Here is a 24,664-nt window from a genome sequence, read left to right as displayed (position 1 = left end):
TAGCAATTTCGCGGCAACTCTGCAATATGTCAACCCCGCAACTCCCGCCTCAGGATCTTGCCGACATTCGTCTTCGGCAGTTCGGTGCGGAACTCGATATGTTTGGGCCGCTTGTAGCCCGTCAGCTTGTCCTTGCAGAAGGCAAGCAGGTCCTCGGAGGTCAGCTTGGGATCCTTCCTGACCACGAAGAGCTTCGGCACCTCGCCGGAGTGCTCGTCCGGCACGCCGACCGCCGCCACTTCCAGCACGCCGGGATGGGTGGCAACGACGTCCTCGATCTCGTTGGGATAGACGTTGAAGCCGGACACCAGGATCATGTCCTTCTTGCGATCGACGATCTTGATGTAGCCCTTGTCGTCCATGAAGCCGAGATCGCCGGAACGGAAGAAACCGTCCTTCGTCATCACCTTCGCGGTCTCGTCGGGCCGGTTCCAGTAGCCGGCCATGACCTGCGGCCCGCGAATGCAGATCTCGCCCACTTCGCCCAGCGCCACGTCCTTGCCGTTCTCGTCGCGGATGGCGACCTCGGTAGAGGGGATCGGCAGGCCGATCGTGCCGGTGAATTCGTCGGCGTCGAAACGGTTGGCCGTCACCACCGGCGAAGTTTCCGAAAGCCCGTAGCCTTCCGAAATGATGATGCCGGTGAGCTCTTGCCAGCGTTCGGCGACGGGCCGCTGCACCGCCATACCGCCGCCGAAGGTCAGGCGCAGCGGCGAGAAATCGAGCTTGTGAAAATCCTCGTTGTTCAACAACGCGTTGAACAGCGTGTTGAGCCCGGGGAAGACGTTGATCTGGTGCCTGGCCAGTTCCTTGACGAAACCGGGAATGTCGCGCGGATTGGGGATCAGCACGTTCTCCGCGCCCTGCTGCATGCCCATCAGCGCGTTCACTGTCAGCGCGTAGATGTGATAGAGCGGCAGCGCGCAGACATAGACCGGGCGCTCGGGCCGCGACTTCTTCACATAGGCGCTCTCGACCCACAACGCGTTCTGCTCGACATTGGCCAGAACGTTGCGGTGGAGCAGCGTCGCGCCCTTGGAAACACCCGTCGTGCCTCCGGTATATTGCAGGAAGGCGACGTCGTCGGGACCGGTTTCGACCGGGCTCAGCTCCGTGCGTTTTCCCGCGGCAATGGCGTCGTTGAACCTGACATGGCCGGGCAGCGACCAGTCGGGCACCATCTTCTTGACGCGGCGCACGACCAGGTTGACGATCATGCCCTTGAGCGCACCCAGCATGTCGCCCATCGACGCCACGATGACATGCTTGACCGACGTGCTGCCGACGACCGCCTGCAATGTGGTGGCGAAGTTCTCGAGGATGACGATCGCCTCGGCGCCCGAATCGTTGAGCTGATGCTGCAACTCGCGGGGCGTGTAGAGTGGATTGACGTTGACCACTGTGTAGCCGGCGCGCAGGACGCCCATCATGGCGACGGGATATTGCAGCACGTTGGGCATCATGATCGCCACACGCGCGCCTTTTCCCAGCCCTTTCGACTGCAGGTAGGCGCCGAAGGCGGCCGAAAGCGCGTCGAGTTCGGCAAAGCTCAGCGAGCGGCCCATGCAGGTAAAGGCCGGCCGCTCGGCGAACGTGCTGCATGCCCCGACCATGAGCGCGCCGATCGAATCGGCCTGCAGGGCGGGGATCTCGGCCGGCACCACGTCGGGATAGCTTTTCAGCCAGGGGCGGGCGGTGGCCGCCCCATTCGCCTTGGCGGCCTTGCCTGCACCGGCCTTCTTCGCCGCAGCGGTCCTGGTGGATGTGGCGCGCGATTTGGCGGCCTGCGTCTTCCTGGCGGGCGTCTTCTTTGTGGCCGTCGATTTCGCGGCACTCTTCGCCGGAGCCGACTTCGTCCCGGCCGCAGCTTTCGCGGTCTTCCCGCCGGAAGCCGGCTTGGCTGCCGGATCCTTCGCCGCCTTGTCGTCAGTCTTCCTTGTCGACGCCAATTTTCACCTCCCTCGGCCTGGCCCATCGAGCCCGAACGGGCTGCGGCCATGCGCTCATCTCCTCACGCGGAGGCAGATCGTGCCGCCCCCGTCCTCGGCCTATCTACGACCAAGGATCGCGGCGGTGCAAGCATTACGCTTACGTAAAAGTTATAACTGTCGCGCGTCACGCCCGGCCGTGGCCGGGTCTCATTTCTGGCCGAAACCGTCGTGATCTTCGAGGAACTCCAATTCCTCGGGCGTGCTCGTGCGACCCAACGCGCGATTGCGGTGCGGGAAACGGCCGAAGCGGGCGATGATGTCGCGATGCTCGACGGCATAACGGATCGCCTCTTCACCGCCGAGGTCGCTGTATTTCTTCACCGACAATTCCTGGTCGGCCAGGATTTCGGAGTGCTGCAGCGGCATATAGAGGAACTGCCGCTCGTCCGGCGTCAGCTGCTCGTCATACCTGCGCTCCAGTGCGATGTGGCAGATCGCGATCGCCGACTGGTCGCCCGAGAAGGCCTCGGCCGTTCCGCGATAGACGTTGCGCGTGAACTGGTCGAGGACGAGGATAGCCGCCAGCGCCGAACGGGGACTGTCGATGTGATCATCCGGATTGCCCGCGAGAACCTCCAGACATACCGGGAGGAAGCGCGCCTTGATCGCTTCGTCAAGCTTCGCGCTGCCGGAAAACCAGTCCTCAGGTTTCAGTTCCTTGAACCAGTAGGCGATGATGTCGTCGGCGTTGAAGCGGCGCCTGGCCATGTGCATGTCCCTCCGATGCTCAAGATAGGCCGGACAGCGCCGATTGCAATCGCCCCCGACATTCCCTTTCGGCAACTCTCGGAGGTATTTCCTTGCTCTGCTTTAGGTGCTTATATGCGCCTTTTCGGGGCCGGTTCACGGAGCCCGAGCAAAAAAAACTGGGAGTGTACAAAATGAAGAGATTCAGCTTCGCGGCAGCGCTGCTTGCCGCGACGGTCCTGTCCGGCGCGGCGAGCGCAAAGACGCTTGTCTACTGCTCGGAAGGCAGCCCCGAGGGATTCGATCCGGCACTTTACACGGCAGGCACCACCTTCGATGCCTCGTCCAAGCCTGTCTACAACCGTCTCGTGCAGTTCGAGCCGGGCACGACCAACACCGTTCCCGGTCTCGCCGAAAGCTGGGAGATCTCCGACGACGGACTCGAGATCACCTTCCATTTGCGTGAAGGCGTCAAGTTTCACAGCACGGACTTTTTCACGCCGAGCCGCGACTTCAACGCAGACGACGTGATCTTCTCCTTCGAGCGCCAGCTCAAGGAAGACCATCCCTACCACGCCTATGTCGAAGGCGCGTCCTGGGAATATTTCAACGCCATGTCGATGCCGGACCTGTTGACGTCGATCGAGAAGATCGACGATCACACGGTCAAGTTCGTGCTGAGCCGGCCGGAAGCGCCGATGATCGCCAACCTGGCGATGGATTTCGCCTCCATCTTCTCCAAGGAGTATGCCGATCAGCTTGCCGAAAGCGGCTCGATGTCGGACCTGAACCAGAAGCCCATCGGCACCGGCCCCTTCCAGTTCGTGGCCTACCAGCCGGACGCTGTGATCCGCTACCAGGCCAATCCCGACTATTGGAACGGCAAGCAGCCGATCGACGATCTGGTTTTCGCCATCACGACGGAAAACTCCGTGCGCCAGCAGAAGCTGCTCGCCGGCGAGTGCCACATCATGCCCTATCCGAATCCGGCCGACATCGAGAGCCTGAAGGCCAATGATGCGCTGAAGGTCGATGAACAGGAAGGCCTGAATGTGGGCTATCTGGCCTACAACACCCAGCAGGAGCCGTTCGACAATCCGAAGGTGCGCAAGGCGCTCAACATGGCGATCAACAAGGACGCCATTCTCGACGCCGTGTTCCAGGGCGCCGGCCAGGCGGCCAAGAACCCGATTCCACCGACCATGTGGTCCTACGACGAAGAGATCGAGGACGATCCGTACGATCCGGACGCCGCCAAGGCGATGCTCGAGGAAGAGGGCGTGACGGACCTTTCGATGAAGGTCTGGGCGATGCCGGTGCAGCGGCCCTACAACCCCAATGCGCGGCGCATGGCCGAGCTGATCCAGGAGGACTTCTCCAAGGTCGGCGTCGATGTCGAGATCGTCTCCTATGAATGGGGCGAGTACCTTGAGCGCTCCAAGGCGGTCGACCGCGACGGCGCGGTGCTGCTTGGCTGGACCGGCGACAATGGCGATCCGGACAACTTCCTCGCCGTGCTGCTGGGCTGCGACGCCGTCGCCGGCTCGAACCGTGCCCAGTGGTGCAACGAGGAGTTCGACGCACTCGTGCAGAAGGCCAAGACCCTGCCGACGCAGGAGGAACGCGCCGAACTTTACAAGGAAGCGCAAGTGGTCTTTAAGCGCGAGGCGCCGTGGGCGACCATCGCACACTCGGTCGTTCACATGCCGATGCGCAAGGAAGTGACCGGCTACAAGATGGACCCGCTCGGCGGACACCATTTCGAGGGCGTGGACCTCGCCGAATAGGCTCGTTCAACCAGGATAGGGACCGGCGGCGGCTTCTGGCCGCCGCCGGTCATGACATTTCATGTTGCGTTTCGTTTTCTACCGGCTGGCGCTGTTGATCCCCACATTCATCGGGGTTTCCATCGTCTCCTTTGCCTTCATCCGCCTGCTGCCCGGCGATCCGATCATGCTGCTTGCCGGCGAGCGCGGCATCAGCCAGGATCGCTACGCCGAACTGCAGGCGCTTTACGGCTTCGACCAGCCGCTGGTCGTTCAGTATTTCAATTATCTGCTCGGTCTGCTGCAGGGCGATCTCGGCACCTCGATCGTCACCAAGCGGCCGGTGCTTCAGGAATTCCTCACCCTGTTCCCGGCGACGCTGGAACTGTCGTTCTGCGCGATCCTGCTGGCCATCGTCATCGGCATTCCCGTCGGCGTCCTTGCGGCGGTCAAGCGCGGAACGTGGCTCGACCAGACGGTGATGGGCACGGCCCTGGTCGGCTATTCCATGCCGATCTTCTGGTGGGGCCTGCTGCTCATCATCCTGTTTTCCGGCATCCTCGGCTGGACGCCGGTGTCCGGGCGTATCTCATTGATGTACTTCTTCCCGCCGGTCACCGGCTTCATGCTGATCGACAGCCTCCTGTCCGGCCAGGCCGGCGCCTTCCGCTCGGCCGTCAGCCATCTCATCCTGCCGAGCATCGTTCTGGCGACCATCCCGCTGGCAGTGATCGCGCGCCAGACGCGCTCGGCCATGCTCGAAGTGCTGGGCGAGGATTATGTGCGCACGGCGCGCTCGAAAGGCCTGTCGCCGGCGCGCGTCATCGGCCTGCATGCGCTGCGCAACGCCCTCATTCCCGTCATCACGACCATCGGCCTGCAGGTCGGCGTGCTCATGGCCGGGGCGATCCTGACCGAGACGATCTTTTCCTGGCCGGGCATCGGCAAATGGATGGTCGACAGCGTCTTCAAGCGGGATTACGCGGTCGTGCAGGGTGGCCTCTTGCTGATCGCCGGCATCATCATGATCGTCAATCTGATCGTCGACGTGCTCTACGGTCTGATCAATCCCAGAATCAGGCACTGATCATGGCTCAATCGAACACAATCATCACAAAAGGCGCCGAGGCGGGAACCCGCCGCGCCATGCTTGCCGAGTTCTGGTACTATTTCAGCCAGAACCGCGGCGCCGTTATGGGACTCTACGTCTTCCTCGCCATCGTCGCGATCGCCCTCCTGGCGCCGGTCATCGCCCCGCACGAGCCGAGCCTGCAGAACCGCGGCGCCTTCCTGGTGCCGCCGGTATGGGAGGCGGGCGGAAGCTGGGATTACATTCTCGGTACCGACGCGGTCGGCCGCGACATCCTTTCGCGGCTGATCTACGGCGCGCGCTTCTCGCTGTTCATCGGCGTCGTGGTGGTTTCCCTGGCCGTCTCGGTCGGGATCATCGTCGGTCTCGTCGCAGGCTATTTCCGCGGCTGGATCGACACCGCCATCACCCGCGTCATGGACGTCATCCTGGCCTTTCCGTCGCTGCTTCTGGCGCTGGTTCTGGTGGCCATCCTCGGCCCGGGCCTGGTCAACGCGATGATCGCCATCGCGCTGGTGCAGCAGCCGCATTATGTCCGGCTGACGCGCGCCGCGGTAATGGGCGAGAAGGGCCGCGACTATGTCACGGCGGCCCGCGTGGCAGGCGCTGGCCATCTCAGGCTCATGTTCAGGACGATCCTGCCGAATTGCACGGCGCCGCTCATCGTGCAGGCCGCACTTTCCTTCTCCACGGCCATCCTCGATGCCGCCGCCCTCGGCTTTCTCGGCATGGGGGCGCAGCCGCCGGCGCCGGAATGGGGCACCATGCTGGCCGAAGCGCGCGAGTTCATCATGCGCGCATGGTGGGTGGTCACCTTCCCGGGACTGGCCATCCTCATCACCGTGCTCGCCATCAACCTGATGGGTGACGGGCTGCGCGACGCGCTCGATCCGAAACTGAAGAGGTCGTGACCGATGGCTCTGCTTGAGATCAAGAACCTCACCGTCGAGTTCGAGACGGCCACCGGCAAGCTGCGCGCCGTCGATCGCGTTTCGCTTGCCGTGGACGAGCGCGAGGTGTTGGCGATCGTCGGCGAATCGGGCTCGGGCAAGTCCGTCTCGATGCTGGCGGTGATGGGGCTGCTGCCCTGGACCGCCACCGTGACCGCCGACGCCATGACTTTTCAGGGGCGCGATATTCTCAATCTTAGCCCCAAGCAGCGCCGGCAGATCATCGGCAGGGACATTGCGATGATCTTCCAGGAGCCGGTTGCCAGCCTCAATCCGTGCTTCACGGCCGGGTTCCAGGTCGAGGAGGCGCTGAAGATCCATACCGATCTCGACCGGGCGGCCCGGCGCAAGCGCGCCATCGAGCTGTTCGAGGCGGTCGGCATTCCCGATCCCGAGGAGCGGCTCGGCCATTTCCCGCATCAGATGTCGGGCGGCCAGAGCCAGCGCGTCATGATCGCCATGGCGATCGCCTGCAATCCCAAGCTCCTGATTGCCGACGAGCCGACCACGGCGCTGGACGTGACCATCCAGAAGCAGATCCTCGACCTCTTGATGAAGCTGCAGGCCGAACAGGGCATGGGCATGATCATGATCACCCACGACATGGGCGTCGTGGCCGAGACCGCCGACCGCGTTATCGTGCAGTATATGGGGCGCAAGATGGAGGAGGCCGACGTGCTGTCGCTCTTCGAAAAGCCGAAGAACGCCTACACCAAGGCCCTTCTGTCGGCGCTGCCCGAAAACGCCACCGGCGACCGCCTGCCGACCGTCTCCGACTTCGCGTTCGACGAGGCGCCTTACACGGGAGCCGCCCAATGAGCGAAATCGTCCTGGAGACCCGCGGCATCAAGCGCGACTACCACGTCGGCGGCGGCCTGTTCCGCCCGGCACGCACCGTGCACGCCGTCAAGGGCATCGATCTGAAGCTCGAAAAGGGCAAGACCCTGGCCATCGTCGGCGAATCGGGATGCGGCAAGTCCACCCTGGCGCGTATGATCACCATGATCGATCCGCCGACCGACGGCGAGCTGTTCATCGACGGCAAGAAGGTGGACATGGCCGCCGGCGACCTGACGCCGGAGATGCGCCGCAAGGTGCAGATCGTCTTCCAGAATCCCTATGGCTCGCTCAACCCGCGCCAGAAGATCGGCGACGTGCTGATGGAGCCGGTCGTCATCAACTCCAACGTTCCGGCCGCCGAACGGCGCGACCGCGCCATGGCCATGCTCACCAAGGTTGGCTTGCAGCCTGAGCACTTCAACCGCTATCCGCACATGTTCTCGGGCGGCCAGCGCCAGCGCATCGCGATTGCCCGCGCGCTGATGCTCAACCCGCGCCTTCTGGTGCTGGACGAACCGGTTTCGGCGCTCGACCTGTCGGTGCAGGCACAGGTGCTCAACCTGCTCGCCGACCTGCAGGACGAGTTCGAGCTCACCTATGTCTTCATCAGCCATGACCTGTCGGTTGTGCGCTACATCGCCGACGAGGTGATGGTGATGTATTTCGGCGAAGCGGTGGAATACGGCACGCGTGACGCGGTCTTTTCCGATCCCAAGCACGACTACACCAAGACGCTGTTTGCCGCCACGCCGCGCGCCGATGTCGAGAGCATCCGCACCCGGCTGGCCAAGCGGGCCGCCTGAACGCCGGCGGCATGGCCACCGCATGATGCGGCTTGTGAATGGACGGCCGACTGAACGGCACATAGAGTTGGAACCGGGGTCGCGTGCCACGCCACAGGAAAGGACCTGTCATGACCAGCTACAAGGTGGGCTATTTTGTCGGCAGCCTGGCCAAGCAGTCGATCAACCGCAAGCTTTCCAAGGCCCTGATCGGGCTTGCACCGGAGCAATTGACCTTCGAGGAGATCGGCTTCGGTGATCTTCCGCTCTACAGCTATGATTATGACGCGGATTTTCCGCCGGTCGCGCGCGCCTTCAAGGACGCCATCGTCTCATGCGACGCGTTGCTCTTCGTGACGCCGGAATACAACCGGTCGATTCCCGGAGGCTTGAAGAACGCCATCGACTGGGCCAGCCGTCCCTATGGAACGAACGCCTTTACACGCAAACCCTCGGCCGTCATCGGAACCTCGCCGGGCGCCATCGGCACGGCCATCGCCCAGCAGCAGTTGCGCAGCGTCCTCGGCTTTTGCAACGCGCCCCAGATGAACGCACCGGAGGCCTATATCCAGTTCAAGGAGGGGATGATCAACGACGAGGGTGAGGTCACCGTCGAGTCGACCCGGGAATTCCTGCGCGGCTACATGGCCGAGTTCCATTCCTTCATTGCCAGGGTCCTGTCGGTGCTGCCACGCGAGGCGTAAGCAGCACGCAGCTTTCCACTGCAACCTCAGGCAGCTACTGCGCCGCCGAGGCGCTGTCCTCGATGCTTTCGAACAGCGACACCACGGCTTCCTGAGCCACTTCGATATGGTAGCGCAGGGCTGCGAGCAATCCATCCCGATCGCGGCCCTTCAGCGCTTCGACGATCGGCTCATGCGTCTGCGCAAGGCGATGGGGATCGTCATAGAGCTTGCCGATCAGCGTGATGCCGGCCCGCATCTCGACGGCCAATTCGTCATAGACCTTGAGCAGCCGGGCATTGCCGGCCGCCGCGCAAAGCATGCGATGAAAGGTGAAGTCTTCGAAGATCTGCTCTTCGGCCGAGCCCTGGTCGGCGAGCCGATAGAGCTTCCCGATCTGCCGCTCCAGGGCCTCGACATCCTTTGTCCTGGCGCGTTCGATCGCCAGACCGGCGGCATGCAATTCGAGGCCGATCCTCAACTCGTAGATCTCGCGCAGATCCGTTGCCGTCAGCGTGCGCACGAAAAAGCCGCGGCGCGGGCTGAAATTGACCAGCCCCTGGCTTTCCAGGAGCCGCGCCGCCTCGCGCACGGGCGCTCGGCTGGTGCCGAACTCGCGCGACAATTGCAGTTCGGTCAGCCGTTCGCCGGGCTTCAGCCGGCCGGCGACAATGGCGCGCGTGATCTGCCGGGCGATCTGCGTCACCAGGTCGGTGGTGGAGACTTCCGAGAACAGCTTGGCCATTGCGATCGTTCTTCCGCGAGTCCTGTTGTGATCGCGATCATAGCAACAATGACGATTGTCGACAATTGACACTTCGCAATGGCTGTGCTTGCCTATCGGCATAAACGGATTCCGGCCTGGCTGCAGGTCGGCGACAGCCAAGGACGAACGTCCGCACAACGGCCAGGGCGGGCGCGGCAAACGGAGCGACCATGAGCGTGCAATCCCAGTTCGATCCCGCCAACGCCAACAAGCAGGCCCGCGAACGCATCGAGCTTGCGGCCGCCTACCGGCTGATCGCGCATTACCAGCTCGACGACAGCATTTTCACGCATATTTCGAGCCGCGCGCCGGCGGAGGAGGGCGAGCACGCCTTTCTCATCAACCCGTTCGGCCTGCGCTTCGACGAGGTGACGGCCTCGAGCCTCGTCACCGTCGACATCAATGGCGATATCCTGCGCGACGAATACGGCGCGGGCATCAACAAGGCCGGCTTCACCATTCACAGCGCCGTGCATGCGGCGCGCCCGGACGTGCATTGCGTGCTGCACACGCACACGGTCGCCGGCGTGGCGATCTCGTCGATGGAAGAGGGCATCCTGCCGCTCAATCAATGGTCGCTGCAGTTCCATAACCGCACTGCCTTCCACGACTATGAGGGCATCGCGCTGGACTTGAGCGAACGCGAGCGGCTGGTGGCCGATCTCGGCGATCACAATATCATGGTGCTGCGCAATCACGGTCTCATGACCTGCGGACGCACCGTGGGCGAGGCATTCGCGCTCATGTTCAACCTGGAGCGGGCCTGCCGCGCGCAGCTTGCCATCATGTCGTCGGGCGGCACGCCGCTGAAGGTCGGCGAGGAACTGGCCGAGAAGACCGCCCGTCAGTACGAGGGCTGGGACAAGCACCACACGGGCAACAAGCCCGACCCGCAATGGGACGCCTTCGAGCGCCTGGCCATCAAGCACTATCCGGATCTCGTGACATGAGTCCGCAATAAGTAGCCAAAGTCCCGGCAGGCCAAGAGGAGAAAAGCCCGACTGCCAAAACCACCAAGGGGAACGACAAGCCATGCTGAAAAAACTGGTGCCATTCGCCGCCGCATTTCTGGTTTCCACCGCGCTTCATGCCGAGCCCGTCATGGGCGGGCGCGCCAACGTCGTCATCCAGCCCGAGCCGCCGAGCCTGATGATGGGCCTGGTGCAGAACGGCCCGACCCAGATGGTCGCCGGTCAGATCTACGAGGGTTTGCTGCGCTATGACGAGAAGCTCCAGCCCATGCCGCAGCTCGCCAAGTCCTGGGAGGTTTCCGACGACGGGCTGACCTACACCTTTCACTTGCACGACAATGTCAAATGGCATGACGGCGAGCCCTTCACCTCGGCCGACGTTGTATTCTCGGCGGATGTCTTCCTGCGCGAGACACATGCGCGCCTGCGCACCTCGCTCGAACATGTCGAATCGATCACCGCGCCCGACGACACCACTGTCGTCTTCAAGCTGAAGCAGCCCTTCGGTCCGTTCCTCGGCATTTTCGAGGCCGGCACCATGCCGATAATCCCCAAGCACATCTACGAGGGCACGGATTACAACAACAATCCGGCCAACAACACGCCGATCGGCACTGGCCCCTTCAAGTTCACCGAATGGGTCAAGGGATCGCATATCCTGTTGACCAGGAACGAGGACTATTACGAGGAGGGCAAGCCCTATCTCGACGAGATCTACTGGCACGTGATCCCCGATGCCGCCTCGCGCGCCGTCGCCTATGAGACGGGCGTGGTGGACATCCTTCCCGGCGGCTCCATCGAGAATTTCGATGTGCAGCGCGTCGCCGACATGGAAAACACCTGCATCACCGACAAGGGCTGGGAATATTTCGGCCCGCACTCCTGGATGTGGCTGAACAATCGCGAGGGGCCGACGGCCGACGCGCGCTTCCGCCAGGCGGTCATGTACGCCATGGACCGCGACTTTGCCCGCGATGCCCTGTGGAACGGGCTCGGCAAGGTGGCGACCGGCCCGGTCTCTTCCTCGACGCGCTTCTACAGCGATGAGGTGACGCAATACGACTACGATCCCGAGAAGGCGAAGGCCCTGCTCGACGAGATGGGCTATGACGGCGAGACCGTGCGTCTCCTGCCGCTGCCTTATGGCGAGACCTGGCAGCGCTGGGCCGAGGCCGTGAAGCAGAACCTCGAGGAGGTGGGCGTCAATGTCGAGATCGTCTCCACCGATGTCGCCGGCTGGAACCAGAAGCTGGCCGAGTGGGACTACGACATGGCGTTTACCTATCTCTACCAGTATGGCGATCCGGCGCTGGGCGTGGCGCGCAGCTACATCTCGACCAACATCGCCAAGGGTTCTCAGTGGAACAATGTCGAGGGCTACGAGAATGCGGACGTGGACGCACTGTTCGACAAGGCCGCAGTGGCCGTGACGGACGAGGAGCGCCAGGAGCTCTACACGCAAGTGCAGCAGAAGCTCGTCGATGACGTGCCGGTGGCGTGGCTCCTGGAGCTCGGCTTTCCGACCATCTACCGCTGCAACGTGAAGGATCTCGTCACCACCGCCATCGGCGTCAATGACGGGTTCAAGGACGCCTATATCGAGGAGTGAGATAGGCGGATCTGTTTGAGTTTGCGCCTTTACACCCCCTCTGTCCTGCCGGACATCTCCCCCTCAAGGGGGAGATTAGCCTTCATGGCCGTTTGCGCTTGTCCTGCGACATTTGAAGACTGGCGAAGGCAGACACGACAGCCAATCTCCCCCCTTGAGGGGAGATGCCCGGCAGGGCAGAGGGGGTGTGACAAGCGCTGGTCGTCGAAGTTAGCCACCAGTGAGGCTTGAGCCGGATACCCATGCTACGTTTCATACTCATGCGCTTGGGCAAGGCGGCGATCATCCTGATCGCTATCCTGACGCTCAACTTCTTCCTCATCCACGCCGCGCCCGGCGACCCCGCGGCCGTCATGGCCGGCGAGGCGGGCGCGGCCGACGCCAAATTCATCGCGCAGCTGCGCGAGCAGTTCGGTCTCGACAAGCCGCTTCTCGTCCAGCTCGGGATCTATCTGAAGGGCGTGATCCAGCTTGATCTCGGCTATTCCTATCGCCAGCAGATGCCGGTGGCCGATCTCATCTTCCAGCGCCTGCCCGCGACGCTGCTTTTGACCGTCAGTGCCTTCATCATTTCGCTGTTTCTCGGCACGCTGGCCGGCGTGCTCGCCTCGGCGCGGGTCGGCAAGTGGTCGGACACGCTGATCTCTTCGCTGGCGCTGTTGTTCTATGCGACGCCTCTGTTCTGGGCGGCGCTCATGGCCGTGCTCCTGTTTTCAGTCTATCTCAACTGGCTGCCTGGCTTCGGTTATGAAACCGTTGGGGCGAACTACACCGGCTTTGCCCGCGCGCTCGACATCGGCAAGCACCTGATCCTGCCGGCCGCCACGCTCGGCCTGTTCTTCATGGCCGTCTACATGCGCATGACGCGCGCCTCCATGCTGGAGGTGAGCCAGCTCGATTTCGTCAAGACGGCGCGCGCCAAGGGTCTGAAGCCGTCGATCATTCAGCGCCGCCACATCTTCCGCAACGCCATGCTGCCGGTCGTCACGCTGGCCGGCCTGCAGGCGGGGCAGCTTGTCGGCGGCGCGGTGTTGACGGAGACCGTCTTTGCCTGGCCCGGCATCGGCCGGCTGATGTTCGAGGCGCTGGCCCAGCGCGACTACAACCTGCTGCTCGGCGTGTTCTTCGTCTCCGCCGCCATGGTGCTTCTGTTCAACCTGGTCACCGACATCTTATACCGTGTCGTCGATCCGCGCATAAGGGTGGCGTGATGGCGGATTTCTGGAAACGCTTTTCCCGCAATCGCGGCGCCGTCATCGGGGTGGCCATCCTCGTCGTCGTGCTTGTCGTGGCGATCCTGGCGCCGTTGCTCCTGCCGCAATCGCCCTGGCGCATGGTGCAGCGGCCCTTCCTGCCGCCTTTTTCCATGGATCAGTATCCGCTGGGCACCGACGCGCTCGGACGCGACGTGCTTTCAGGGCTGGCCTATGGCGCTCAGGTGTCGCTGCTGGTGGGCCTCGTCTCCACGCTCGCCGCTCTCCTGATCGGCATTCCGATGGGCGCGCTCGCTGGCTATTTCGGCGGCTGGGTGGACGACGCACTGATGCGCTTTACCGAGTTCTTCCAGACCGTGCCGAGCTTTGCGCTGGCGATCGTCCTGGTGGCGATCTTCCAGCCATCGATCTACTCCATCATCGCGGCCATCGCCATTGTGAGCTGGCCGCCGGTGGCGCGCCTGGTGCGCGGCGAGGTCCTGTCGCTGCGCTCGCGCGAATATGTCGAGGCGGCGATCCTGTCCGGCCAGTCGAATCTGACGATCATCCTGCGCCAGGTGTTGCCGAACACGATTTCGCCGATCATCGTGCTGGCTTCCCTGATGGTGGCGACGGCTATCCTGCTGGAGTCCGCGCTCTCCTTCATGGGGCTGGGCGATCCCAACATGATGTCCTGGGGCTACATGATCGGCGCCGCACGCACGGTGATCCGCCAGGCCTGGTGGCTGTCCTTCTTTCCCGGTGTCGCCATTCTCCTGACGGTCCTGGCGCTCAACCTCATCGGCGAGGGCCTCAACGATGCCCTCAATCCGCGCCTGGCGCGGCGCGGCAAATAGGAGGGCGCGATGACGGATCAGGTACTGCGCGTCGAAAATCTGAAGATCGCCCTGCCCGAGGGTGCCGACCGCGATTTCGCCGTCAACGATGTGAGCTTCGATCTCCATGCCGGCGAGATCCTGTGCATCGTCGGCGAGAGCGGGTCTGGCAAATCCATGTCGGCCAATGCCGCGATGGGCCTTTTGCCGGAGCTGGTCCGGCCCGTCGGCGGCCGCATCCTGTTCGACGGCAATGACCTTCTGACGCTGTCCGAAGATGAGATGATGGATCTGCGCGGGCGCAAGATCGCCATGATCTTTCAGGAGCCCATGTCGGCGCTCAATCCCCTGATGCGGGTGGAGGACCAGATCGCCGAGGTGTTCGAGGCGCATGGTCTCCTGACGCGGAAGGAACGCAAGGAACGCGCCGTCACGCTCTTGACGGAGGTCGGCATCCCCGATCCCGAAAAGGCGATGCGCGCCTATCCGTTCCAGCTTTCCGGCGGCCAGCGCCAGCGCGTCATGATCGCCATGGCACTGGCGCTCGAGCCGCAGATCCTGATTGCCGACGAGCCGACCACTGCGCTCGACGTCACGACCCAGGCGCAGATCCTCCAGCTCATCCGCAACCTGCAGGAACAACGCGGCATGGCGGTGATGTTCATCACCCATGACTTCGGCGTAGTGGCCGAGATCGCCGACCGCGTGGCGGTGATGCAATATGGCAAGATCGTCGAGGCGGGCACGGCCGACGAGGTGCTCGACAATCCGCAGCACGCCTATACGCAAAAGCTCATTGCCGCGATCCCCAAGCTCGCCGCCGAGGCGAGCGAGGTCGCCGAACCCGGGACGCCGATCCTCGACGTGGCGGGCCTCAACAAGACCTATCGCACCGGCGGCGGCATGTTCGGCGCCCAGGCGCGTGTCGTGCACGCCGTCAACAATGTCAGCCTGACGCTGGCCGAGGGCGAGACGCTGGGCATTGTCGGCGAGTCCGGCTCCGGCAAGTCGAGCGTGGGGCGCTGCCTGGTGCGCCTGATGCAGCCCGATTCCGGCACGGTGAAGCTCGCCGGCCAGGATATGGCGCATCTGTCGGGCGGTGCGCTGCGCGAGGCGCGCAAGTCGATCCAGATGATCTTTCAGGATCCCTACGCTTCGCTCAATCCGCGCGCCAAGGTCGGACGCATCATCGCCGAAGGGCCGATGGCGCATGGCGTGTCGAAGCGGGAGGCCTATGCGCGCGCGGTCGAACTGCTCGAACTGGTCGATCTCGACGCGCTTTCCATCGACCGCTATCCGCATGAATTCTCCGGCGGCCAGCGCCAGCGCATCGGCATCGCGCGCGCCCTGGCGCTGGAGCCGCGCGTCATCATCGCCGACGAGGCGGTGTCGGCACTCGACGTGTCGATCCAGGCGCAGGTTCTCGATCTCCTGGCCGACCTGAAGAAACGGCTCAACCTGGCCCTTGTCTTCATCACCCATGACCTGCGCGTGGCGGCCCAGATCTGCGACCGCATCGCGGTGATGCAGAAGGGCGAGATCGTTGAGACGGGGCCGGCGCACGCCATCTTTGACAATCCGCAAAACGCCTATACCCGCACCCTGATCGAGGCCATACCGGGCCGCGAAAAGGAACTGGCGGCGGCGGGGTAGTGGCGAAAGCTATCTTGCCCATCAGAACAGGAAACCACAGTCTTGGACGAACAACTCGCTCAAAAGATCCTCGCCGCCGTCGAGGATGGCTTTGAAGAACAGATTGCCTTTACCGAAGACCTGATCCGCTTCCCGTCCCTGCGCGGGGCGGAAAAGCCGGCCCAGGAGTTCGTCCACAAGGCGCTCGAGAAGCGCGGCTACGCGGTCGAGACCTTCCGGATCGACGAGGACAAGATCAAGGATCATCCCGGCTTCTCGCCCGTCGCCATCGACTATTCCGACGTGGTAAATGTTGTTGCCACCCACGAGCCGCGAAAACCTGCCGGCCGCTCGCTTATCCTCAACGGCCATATGGACGTGGTGCCCGAAGGCCCGCCCGATATGTGGGAAGTCTCGCCGCCCTATGAGCCCAAGCGCGTCGGCGACTGGCTCTATGGCCGCGGCGGCGGCGACATGAAGGCGGGCATCGCCGCCAACATCTTCGCCCTCGACGCGCTGCGCCGCCTTGGCCTGCAGCCGGCGGCGAAGGTGCATGTCCAGAGCGTGGTCGAGGAGGAATGCACCGGCAACGGCGCGCTCGCCTGCCTGGTCGAGGGCTATACGGCCGATGCCGCCATCATCCCCGAGCCGGAGGACGAAAAGCTGGTGCGCGCCAATTGCGGCGTGTTGTGGTTCGAGGTCTATGTGGCCGGCCACCCGGTGCATGTGCGCGAGGCCGGTTCCGGCGCCAACGCTATCGAGGCGAGCTTCCGCGTCATCGAAAGCCTGAAGCGCATGACTGCGGACTGGAATGCGGAGAAGGCGAACTATCCCTATTTCTCCGATGTCGAGCACCCCATCAATTTCAATGTCGGCAAGATCGAAGGCGGCGACTGGGCCTCAACGGTCGCCGCCTGGTGCCGGCTCTCCTGCCGCATCGCCATCTATCCGGGCGACGATCCCAAGGAGCGCGCCGGCCAGATCGAGGCGCATCTGGCGCACGAACTCGCCGACGATCCCTTTCTGGGCAACCGTCTGCCAAAAATCACCTGGAACGGGTTCTTCGCCCGTGGCTATGTGCTGGAGGAGGGGAGCGACGCGGAAAACGCGCTCGCCGAAGCCCACCGCACGGCAACCGCGAGTAAGCTCGAAAGCTTCGTTACGCCCGGCTACCTCGATGCGCGCGTCTTCGTCATCTATGCCGGCATGCCGTGCCTGGTCTATGGCCCGATCACGGAGAACATCCACGGCTTCGACGAGCGCGTCAGCCTGTCCTCGATCAAGCGCGTGACCGGCGCGATCGCGCTCTTCATCGCCGACTGGTGCGGACTCGAACCGGTCGAAGCGGGATAAGGCGATGACAGGAAACGGTGTGATCGAAGGTGTCTATCTCAGCACCGTCTTCGATCTCGAAGACATGTTCGCCCGCTATTTCGAGCCCTATGCGGGCGAGGTTCGGCTGCGCCGTCCCGAGGCCGTGGACGACCCGGCCAGCGTCCGCTTCGCGCTCGCCTGGCATCCGGCGACCGACGCGTTCGCGGCCTATCCCAGCCTGTGCCTTGCGCATTCCATCGCCGCCGGCGTCGACAGCATCGTCCAATGTCCGAGCCTGCCGGACCAGGCCCATGTGGCGCGTGTGCGCGACGACAGCCAAGGCGACCTGATGGCCGGCTTCGCCGCCTGGCACGTGATCTGGCACCACCGCAACATGCGCCATCACATCATTCACCAGGCGCGCCACGAATGGGCGCGTCAGGACGTCGCCGGGTTCCCGTCCCCGCGCGATTGCCCCGTCGGCATTCTCGGATTCGGCCTGATGGGAAGGGCGATCGCCCGCGCCGTCACGGCCATGGGCTTTCCGGTCGTCGCGGCGGTGCGCGGCGCGCCGGCCTCCCTTCCGCCGGCAGGTGTCGAGTTCGAATGCGGCGAAGGGGCCATCGAGCGTGTCGCCTCCCGTGCAAGCATGCTCATCAATGTGCTGCCCCTGACCGCGCAGACGCGTGGCATATTGAACGCGAAGCTCTTTTCCGCGATGCCAAAAGGTGCCGTGCTCATCCAACTCGGGCGTGGCGAGCACATGGTGGAAGCGGATTTCTTGGCGGCACTCGACGAGGGACAGATTTCAGCCGCCTCGCTCGACGTGTTCGCGAGCGAGCCTCTGCCGCCGGGCCATCCCTTCTGGGACGACGAGCGCATTCTGGTTACGCCGCATCAGGCAAGCGACAGCTCGCCACGCCTGATGGCCAGGCAGGTGGTCGAGGCGGTGCGTGAAATCGCGGCCGGCCGCCGCCCGGTAACGGCAGTTGACAGGTTGAACGGATATTGAGGCTGGCAGACGCAATGAAAGCTATTTTTGACGAACGGCAATTGCTGCACACGCCCGAGCGCTATTTCCGCCGCGGCGCCTATATGCCCCATCCCGAACAGGCCGAACGCGCCGTCCTCATCCGCGATATGCTCAAGCGCAACGACTTTGCCATCGAGCCGCCGCGCGATTTCGGCGAGGAGCCGATCAAGGCGATCCACGATCCCGATTATGTCGATTTCTGGAAGGACGCGTACCAGCGCTGGCGCGCCGAGGCAGGCGATGCCGAGCCCATTCCCAATTGCCACCCCGGCCCCCGGCGAGGCCGGCCGTCGTCTTCCATCTACGGCCAGCTCGGCTGGTGGGCGACCGACACGTCGGTGCCGCTCACCGAAGGCCTGTGGCAGGCGATCTACTGGTCGGCCCAGACGGCGCTTGAAGCGGCCGAGCGCGTCAAGCAGGGCGATCGCATGGTCTATGGCCTGTGCCGCCCGCCCGGCCACCATGCGCTGTCCAATGCGTCGAACGGCTTTTGCGCCTTCAACAATGCGGCGATTGCCGCTCAAAGCCTGCGTGCGCGTTTTTCCAAGGTGGCGATCCTTGATATCGACACCCACACCGGCAATGGCACGCTCGACATCTTCTACGAGCGCGGCGACGTCTTCGTGTGTTCGCTGCATGTCGACCCGGCCACATATCCGACCTACTATCTCGGCTATGAGGATGAACGCGGCGAGGGCGCGGGCGAAGGCGCGACCGTGAACCTGACGCTCAAGCCCGGCGACGGCGTGGAGCAGATTTTGGCGCGTTTTCATGAGGGCCTGAAGGCGATCGGCGATTTTGGCGCCGAGGCCCTCGTGGTCTCGCTCGGTTTCGACATGGCCGCCGACGATCCTCTGTCGGAAGTGAAGATGACCGCGGATGGCTTTGACACAATGGCGCGCGAGATCGTCCGCCTGGGCCTGCCCACCGCGCTCATCCAGGAAGGCGGCTATCTGGGGCCGTCGCTTTCCGACAATGCCGAAACCTACCTGACGGCCAGCCGGGACGAGCTGGCAAAACTGACCCTGGTGTCCTGAAGCAATTCAGAAATCCGAAAGTCGAGGCGTGACATGAATGACAAACCCAACTCCATCGAAGCCCGGGATGTCGCCTATCAATTGCATTCCTACACCGATGCGCGCCGCCACGAGGAAAACGGGCCGCTCGTCATCGACAAGGGCGAAGGCATCTATGTCCACGACAATAACGGCAAGCGTTACATCGAGGGTATGGCAGGGCTGTGGAGCGTGGCGCTCGGCTTCGGCGAGAAACGCCTGGCGGAGGCAGCACGCGTCCAGATGGAGAAGCTGCCCTACTACCATACCTTCTCGCACAAGTCGCACGGCCCCTCGATCGAGCTTGCCGAAAGGCTCGTCGCCATGGCGCCGGTGCCGATGTCGAAGGCCTATTTCACCAATTCAGGCTCGGAGGCCAACGACACGGCCATCAAGCTCATCTGGTATCGTTCCAACGCCCTGGGCCAGCCTGAGCGCAAGAAGATCATCTCGCGCGTGAAGGGCTATCACGGCGTCACGGTGGCGGCCGCCAGCCTTACCGGCCTGCCCAACAATCACCGTTCGTTCGACCTGCCGATCGAGGGCGTGCTGCACACGACCTGCCCGCATTACCGCACGATGAAGCAGGACGGCGAGAGCGAGCGCGATTTCGCCAAGCGCTGCGCGGCCGATCTGGAAGAACTGATCCTGAAGGAAGGGCCGGAGACCATCGCCGCTTTCTTCGCCGAGCCGGTGATGGGGGCGGGCGGCGTGATCGTCCCGCCGGAAGGCTATTGGGAGGCCGTCCAGCCGGTTCTGAAGAAATACGACATCCTGTTCGTGGCCGACGAGGTGATCTGCGGCTTCGGGCGCACCGGCGAGATGTTCGGCACCACCACATATCGGCTCGACCCCGACATCATGACGTTGTCGAAGCAACTTTCCTCGTCCTACCTGCCGATCTCGGCGCTCCTGGTCAACGAGAAGGTCTATGGGCCCGTGGCCGACGAATCGCACAAGATCGGCACCTTCGGCCACGGCTACACGGCGAGCGGCCATCCGGTGGCCGCGGCGGTGGCTCTGGAGAACCTCAAGATCATGGAGGAGCGCAATCTGCTGTCCCATGTCCAGGACATCAGCCCGCGCTTCCTGGAGCGGCTCAAGGCGCTGGGCGCGCACCCGCTGGCCGTCGAGGCGCGCGGGATCGGCCTGATCGGCGCAGTCGAGGCAGCCCATCCGGGCCTTGCCGAGACGCCGGGCGCCGTCGGCGCGCGACTGAATCAGGAAATGCAGGCGCGCGGACTGATCTCGCGCAACATGGGCGATGCGCTTGCCTTCTGTCCGCCGCTCATCATATCGCAAAAGCAGGTCGACGAGATGTTCGACATTGCCCAGGCATCGTTCGACGCCGTGGCGGCGGAATTGGATTCCAAAGCCGCGTAGCCGGTGCTCCATTGGGCCCCGAGGAATAGAGCATGTCCCGCTCAAACGGTGACGTTTGAGCGCAAGGCACATGCTCCAGCATATTGATCTGGCGCGCATATCTTTGCTTCAAACGTTTCCGTTTGAAGCAAAGGCGCTCATACGTTTTTCGGGCCGTCCGTTGGGTGCGCCAAATCCCGTACGCCGATGGCGATGATCGGATTCAGGTCAAGAGTGCCTGGCCGTGGAAATCGTCTTCGGCCTTTCTTGCTTGCGTCTTGATGAAATCCGTCAGCATCCGGATGCGCGGCGTGTATGCGACGTCCTGGTGCACGATGCACCAGTAATGGCGGTCCAGATGAATTTCCTTCGGCAGCACCGGCACCAGATCGGGATAATGCCTGGCCATGAAATGCGGCATCACGCACAGGCCGAGCCCCTTGCGTGTCGCGGCTAGCTGGGCGTGGATGCTGGAGCTCTGATAGAAGGCGCGCGAGCCCGGCAGGATCTCGCGGTGATAGTCGAGACCCGGCGTGAAGATCATGTCCTCGATGTAGCCGATGAAGCGATGGGCCGCGAGATCGGATCTGCGCCGCACGGGCGGGTGGTTTTCGAGATAGTCGCGGGTTGCGTACAGGAAGAGCCGGTAGAGCGTGACTTTCTCGCAGTGATGCGAACCGGTGCCGGTAGGAGAGAGAGACACCGATATGTCCGCCTCGCGGCGCGACAATGACACGATCTGCTGGATGATGAGAAGCTCGATCGATAGGCCAGGCAGGGACTGGGCGAGGTCGGGCAGTCGGTCGGCAAGAAAGAAATTGCCGAACCCTTCCAGCGTACTGATGCGCACCACGCCGCTGACGGAGGTGGCCGCGCCGGCGACGTCGCTTTCCACGACTGTTGCCTCGCGTTCCATCGCTTCGGCGCGCTCGACCAGCTTTTCGCCGGCCGAGGTCAAGAGATAACCGCGCGGATTGCGTTCGAACAGCTTGGTCGCGAGCGCATTCTCCAGCCGGTCGATGCGGCGCGACACCGTTGCGTGATTGGTCCTGAGCTTGCGGGCGGCCGCAGAGAGCTGTCCCGTCCTTGCGACGGCGAGGAAGAACTGCAGGTCGTCCCAGGAGAATGGTCGCATCTATCTGTACATTTTTGCACCGGATTTGTGCGAAAATAGAGAGTTGTGTGCAGAAAGGTCAATGCTATGACTAGACCTAGTCGAGCATGGGGGAGGGAGGCCCTTGTCATGGCGCTTCCAGCACCCGTTTGACATGCCGATTTTCCCGCCGGGAGAGTGTTGATGAGGCACAGGCTCTCCCTGCGGCACGCCAGAGCGTTTGTCTGCGCGCCGCGCTGACATGATCCAAGGATTTTGGGAGGACAATAATGAAACTTCGTGCGCTTGCATCCGCGGCCCTGATGGCCGCCACCGCCATGCCGGCATTGGCCCAGGTGTCCGACGACAAGGTCAAGATCGGTATTCTGAACGATCAGTCGGGCGTCTATGCCGATTTCGGCGGAAAGTGGTCCTACGAAGCCGCGCTGATGGCTGTCGAGGATTTTGGAGGCACGGTGCTCGACAAACCGGTCGAGGTCATCACCGCCGATCACCAGAACAAGCCCGACATTGCCGCCAACATCGCCCGCCAATGGTATGACACCGAGCAGGTGGATGCGATCATGGAACTGACCACCTCCTCGGTGGCGCTTGCCGTGCAGGGCATTTCCAAGGAAAAGAAAAAGATCGACATCGTGACGGGCGCGGCGACCACTGAACTCACCGGCGCGCAATGCTCGCCCTATGGCTTCCATTGGGCCTATGACACCCACGCGCTGGCTGTCGGCACCGGCGGCGCGCTGGTGGAGCAGGGCGGCGACAGCTGGTATTTTCTGACCGCAGACTATGCCTTCGGCTATTCGCTCGAAGAGCAGACCGGCAACTTCGCCAAGTCCAAGGGCGGTGAGATCGTCGGCGCCGTGCGCCATCCGCTGGCAACCAATGACTTCTCGTCCTTCCTGCTGCAGGCGCAGGCGTCCGGCGCCAAGGTGATCGGCCTGGCCAATGCGGGGCTCGACACCTCCAACGCGATCAAGCAGGCCGCCGAGTTCGGTATCGTCGCCGGCGGGCAGCGCCTCGCGGCTCTCCTGTTCACGCTGGCCGAAGTGCACGGCCTCGGTCTCGAGGCAGCGCAGGGGCTGACCCTGACCGAAGGATTCTACTGGGATCGCGACGAGCAATCGCGGGAGTTCGGTCGCCGCTTCTTCGAGCGCACCGAGCGCATGCCCAACATGATCCATGCGGGCACCTATTCGGCCGTCCTGCAGTATCTCAAGGCCGTCGACAAGGCCGGCACCGACGAGACCGAGGCGGTTGCCAAACAGCTGCATGAGATGCCCGTCAACGACCTGTTTGCCCGGGATGCCAAGGTCGGCGCCAATGGCCGCCTGCTCAACGACATGTACCTGATGGAGGTCAAGGCGCCGGCGGACAGCAAGGAGCCCTGGGACTATTACAACGTCCTGGCGACCATCCCCGGCGAGGAAGCCTATATCGATCCTTCCGAGAGCGGCTGCTCCCTGGCTGCCCAGTGACGGAGGCCATGGTGAGCGAAGCGCCGGGTTCCGGTGCGGTGAATGAGGCCGAGCCGCGGGTGGTGCTTTCCGCCCGCGGCCTGCGCCGCGAGTTTTCCGGATTCGTGGCCGTCAACAATGTCGATCTCGACGTGCGGCATGCCAGGATACATGCGCTGATCGGCCCCAACGGGGCCGGCAAGACGACCGTGTTCAACCTTTTGACCAAGTTCCTCGCCCCGACGGCGGGGCGCATCGAACTGCTCGGCCGCGACATAACCAGCACGTCGCCGGCCAGGGTGGCGCGGCTCGGCCTCGTGCGCTCGTTCCAGATTTCGGCGGTCTTTCCGCATCTGAGCGTGCTCGACAATGTGCGCGTTGCGCTGCAGAGGCCGGGCGGGCTCGGCTATCAGTTCTGGCGCTCGCTCGGCAGTCTCGACCTTCTGACGCCGCGCGCCGAACAGCTCCTGGAGACGGTGGGGCTGCAGAACGAGCGCTACAAGCTGGCCGCCGATCTGTCCTACGGACGCAAGCGCGTTCTCGAAATCGCCACGACACTGGCGCTCGACCCGAAGGTGCTGCTTCTCGACGAGCCGATGGCCGGCATGGGGCATGAAGATGTCTACACCGTTGCCGAGATCATCCGCGATGTGGCCAAGGACCGTGCAGTGCTCATGGTGGAGCACAATCTGAAAGTGGTGGCGGATCTGTGCGACTGGATCACCGTCTTGCAGCGCGGCGAGATCATTGCCGCCGGCGATTATGCGACGGTCAGCCAGGATGAGCAGGTGAAGGTCGCCTATATGGGGACCGCCCATGACTGACAACCGGGCAAAGCCTCTTCTGTCCGTCCGCGATCTGCATGCCTGGTATGGCGAAAGCCACGCGCTGCACGGCGTGAGCCTGGATGTCGCCGAGGGCGAGACCGTCACGCTGCTCGGCCGCAACGGCGTGGGCAAGACGACGACGCTGCGCGCCATCATGGGCATCATCCGCAAGCGCAAGGGCGCGATCGCGTTCGATGGCCGTGACCTGATGCAGATGCCTTTGCATCGCACCGCGCATGCCGGGCTCGGCTTCGTGCCCGAGGAACGCGGCATCTTCGCCACGCTCTCGGTGGACGAGAACCTGCTGCTGCCGCCGATCGTCTCGCCGGGCGGGATGGGCGTGGAGGAAATATTCGACCTGTTCCCCAATCTGAAGGAGCGGCGCAACAGCCAGGGCACCAAGCTTTCCGGCGGCGAGCAGCAGATGCTGGCGATCGCCCGGATGCTGCGCACCGGCGTCAAGCTGCTTCTCCTGGACGAGCCGACCGAGGGCCTCGCCCCGGTCATCGTCGAGCGCATCGGCGAGGTGCTCGCAACGCTCAAGGCGCGCGGCATGACGATCCTGTTGGTCGAGCAGAATTTTCGCTTTGCCAGCCGTATCGCCGACCGCTTCTACCTCATGGAGCATGGCCGGATCGCCACAGAGTTCCCGGCCGCCGAGCTGGAGGAGCGCATGGAGGTACTGCACGAGGTGATTGGAGTTTGATGT

The 24,664-nt window shown here is 63.5% G+C and carries 22 protein-coding genes; 18 read left to right on the top strand and 4 right to left on the bottom strand.

The window, feature by feature from the left end:
• Positions 1–29: 29 nt before the first annotated feature.
• Both GM909_RS16870 and GM909_RS16865 read right to left on the bottom strand, forming a co-directional pair.
• Positions 30–1,949 carry a long-chain fatty acid--CoA ligase gene (locus tag GM909_RS16870; protein WP_157017926.1) on the bottom strand — a complete coding sequence of 640 codons (1,920 nt, stop codon included), beginning with the start codon at positions 1,947–1,949 and terminating at the stop codon, positions 30–32.
• A gap of 189 nt (positions 1,950–2,138) precedes the next feature.
• The gene (locus GM909_RS16865) at positions 2,139–2,699 is read right to left on the bottom strand and encodes a DUF924 family protein (RefSeq protein WP_157017924.1); all 561 of its coding nucleotides are present in this window, start codon (positions 2,697–2,699) and stop codon (positions 2,139–2,141) included.
• Between the two features lie 173 nt (positions 2,700–2,872).
• On the opposite strand from GM909_RS16865, the gene GM909_RS16860 reads away from it, so the two are divergent.
• From GM909_RS16860 to GM909_RS16835, 6 genes are all read left to right on the top strand, one after another.
• The gene (locus GM909_RS16860) at positions 2,873–4,465 is read left to right on the top strand and encodes an ABC transporter substrate-binding protein (RefSeq protein ID WP_157017922.1); all 1,593 of its coding nucleotides are present in this window, start codon (positions 2,873–2,875) and stop codon (positions 4,463–4,465) included.
• Positions 4,466–4,526: 61 nt separating this feature from the next.
• Positions 4,527–5,531 (top strand): ABC transporter permease subunit, encoded by a 1,005-nt coding sequence (locus GM909_RS16855; RefSeq protein WP_157017920.1) that lies wholly within the window; start codon positions 4,527–4,529, stop codon positions 5,529–5,531.
• A gap of 2 nt (positions 5,532–5,533) precedes the next feature.
• On the top strand, positions 5,534–6,445 hold the full coding sequence (locus GM909_RS16850; protein ID WP_157017919.1) for an ABC transporter permease subunit: 912 nt from the start codon (positions 5,534–5,536) through the stop codon (positions 6,443–6,445).
• A 3-nt stretch (positions 6,446–6,448) separates the two neighbouring features.
• The gene (locus GM909_RS16845; RefSeq protein WP_157017918.1) at positions 6,449–7,303 is read left to right on the top strand and encodes an ABC transporter ATP-binding protein; all 855 of its coding nucleotides are present in this window, start codon (positions 6,449–6,451) and stop codon (positions 7,301–7,303) included.
• Positions 7,300–8,127, top strand: coding sequence for a dipeptide ABC transporter ATP-binding protein (locus GM909_RS16840; RefSeq protein ID WP_157017917.1), 828 nt, complete (start codon positions 7,300–7,302; stop codon positions 8,125–8,127). Before GM909_RS16845 ends, GM909_RS16840 begins: the two co-directional genes overlap by 4 nt.
• Before the next feature lie 110 nt (positions 8,128–8,237).
• Positions 8,238–8,810, top strand: a complete 573-nt coding sequence (locus GM909_RS16835; protein WP_157017916.1) for an NADPH-dependent FMN reductase — start codon at positions 8,238–8,240, stop codon at positions 8,808–8,810.
• Between the two features lie 34 nt (positions 8,811–8,844).
• On the opposite strand, the gene GM909_RS16830 is transcribed toward GM909_RS16835, so the two are convergent.
• A complete protein-coding gene (locus GM909_RS16830) occupies positions 8,845–9,534 on the bottom strand; it encodes a GntR family transcriptional regulator (RefSeq protein WP_157017915.1) in 690 nt (229 codons plus the stop codon).
• 191 nt (positions 9,535–9,725) lie between these two features.
• On the opposite strand from GM909_RS16830, the gene GM909_RS16825 reads away from it, so the two are divergent.
• From GM909_RS16825 to GM909_RS16785, 9 genes are all read left to right on the top strand, one after another.
• On the top strand, positions 9,726–10,505 hold the full coding sequence (locus GM909_RS16825; RefSeq protein ID WP_157017913.1) for a class II aldolase/adducin family protein: 780 nt from the start codon (positions 9,726–9,728) through the stop codon (positions 10,503–10,505).
• Between the two features lie 82 nt (positions 10,506–10,587).
• A complete protein-coding gene (locus GM909_RS16820) occupies positions 10,588–12,135 on the top strand; it encodes an ABC transporter substrate-binding protein (protein ID WP_157017911.1) in 1,548 nt (515 codons plus the stop codon).
• Positions 12,136–12,377: 242 nt separating this feature from the next.
• The gene (locus GM909_RS16815; protein ID WP_157017909.1) at positions 12,378–13,346 is read left to right on the top strand and encodes an ABC transporter permease; all 969 of its coding nucleotides are present in this window, start codon (positions 12,378–12,380) and stop codon (positions 13,344–13,346) included.
• Positions 13,346–14,185 carry an ABC transporter permease gene (locus GM909_RS16810; protein WP_157017907.1) on the top strand — a complete coding sequence of 280 codons (840 nt, stop codon included), beginning with the start codon at positions 13,346–13,348 and terminating at the stop codon, positions 14,183–14,185. Before GM909_RS16815 ends, GM909_RS16810 begins: the two co-directional genes overlap by 1 nt.
• Positions 14,186–14,194: 9 nt before the next feature.
• A complete protein-coding gene (locus tag GM909_RS16805; protein ID WP_157017905.1) occupies positions 14,195–15,817 on the top strand; it encodes an ABC transporter ATP-binding protein in 1,623 nt (540 codons plus the stop codon).
• Between the two features lie 42 nt (positions 15,818–15,859).
• On the top strand, positions 15,860–17,149 hold the full coding sequence (locus tag GM909_RS16800; protein WP_157017903.1) for an ArgE/DapE family deacylase: 1,290 nt from the start codon (positions 15,860–15,862) through the stop codon (positions 17,147–17,149).
• Between the two features lie 4 nt (positions 17,150–17,153).
• Positions 17,154–18,122 (top strand): NAD(P)-dependent oxidoreductase, encoded by a 969-nt coding sequence (locus GM909_RS16795; RefSeq protein WP_157017901.1) that lies wholly within the window; start codon positions 17,154–17,156, stop codon positions 18,120–18,122.
• A gap of 14 nt (positions 18,123–18,136) precedes the next feature.
• A complete protein-coding gene (locus GM909_RS16790) occupies positions 18,137–19,180 on the top strand; it encodes a histone deacetylase family protein (RefSeq protein ID WP_157017899.1) in 1,044 nt (347 codons plus the stop codon).
• 33 nt (positions 19,181–19,213) lie between these two features.
• Entirely contained in the window at positions 19,214–20,581 is a 1,368-nt protein-coding gene (locus GM909_RS16785) for an aspartate aminotransferase family protein (protein ID WP_157017897.1), read from the top strand.
• Positions 20,582–20,783: 202 nt separating this feature from the next.
• On the opposite strand, the gene GM909_RS16780 is transcribed toward GM909_RS16785, so the two are convergent.
• The gene (locus GM909_RS16780; protein ID WP_157017895.1) at positions 20,784–21,695 is read right to left on the bottom strand and encodes a LysR family transcriptional regulator; all 912 of its coding nucleotides are present in this window, start codon (positions 21,693–21,695) and stop codon (positions 20,784–20,786) included.
• Positions 21,696–21,943: 248 nt separating this feature from the next.
• On the opposite strand from GM909_RS16780, the gene GM909_RS16775 reads away from it, so the two are divergent.
• Genes GM909_RS16775 through GM909_RS16765 form a run of 3 tightly spaced genes read left to right on the top strand, consistent with a single transcriptional unit; the run spans position 21,944 to position 24,661 of the window.
• Positions 21,944–23,149: an ABC transporter substrate-binding protein gene (locus tag GM909_RS16775; protein ID WP_157017893.1), complete on the top strand. Its 1,206-nt coding sequence runs from the start codon at positions 21,944–21,946 to the stop codon at positions 23,147–23,149.
• 8 nt (positions 23,150–23,157) lie between these two features.
• A complete protein-coding gene (locus GM909_RS16770) occupies positions 23,158–23,952 on the top strand; it encodes an ABC transporter ATP-binding protein (RefSeq protein WP_157017891.1) in 795 nt (264 codons plus the stop codon).
• The gene (locus tag GM909_RS16765; protein WP_157017889.1) at positions 23,945–24,661 is read left to right on the top strand and encodes an ABC transporter ATP-binding protein; all 717 of its coding nucleotides are present in this window, start codon (positions 23,945–23,947) and stop codon (positions 24,659–24,661) included. The genes GM909_RS16770 and GM909_RS16765 overlap by 8 nt, the downstream gene beginning before the upstream one ends.
• Positions 24,662–24,664 lie beyond the last annotated feature (3 nt).

The organism is Mesorhizobium xinjiangense (genome assembly GCF_009749525.1).
Taxonomy (GTDB): domain Bacteria; phylum Pseudomonadota; class Alphaproteobacteria; order Rhizobiales; family Rhizobiaceae; genus Mangrovimarina; species Mangrovimarina xinjiangensis.
Note: the sequence above shows the minus strand (reverse complement) of the source record. Positions and strands in the feature narration are given on the sequence as shown.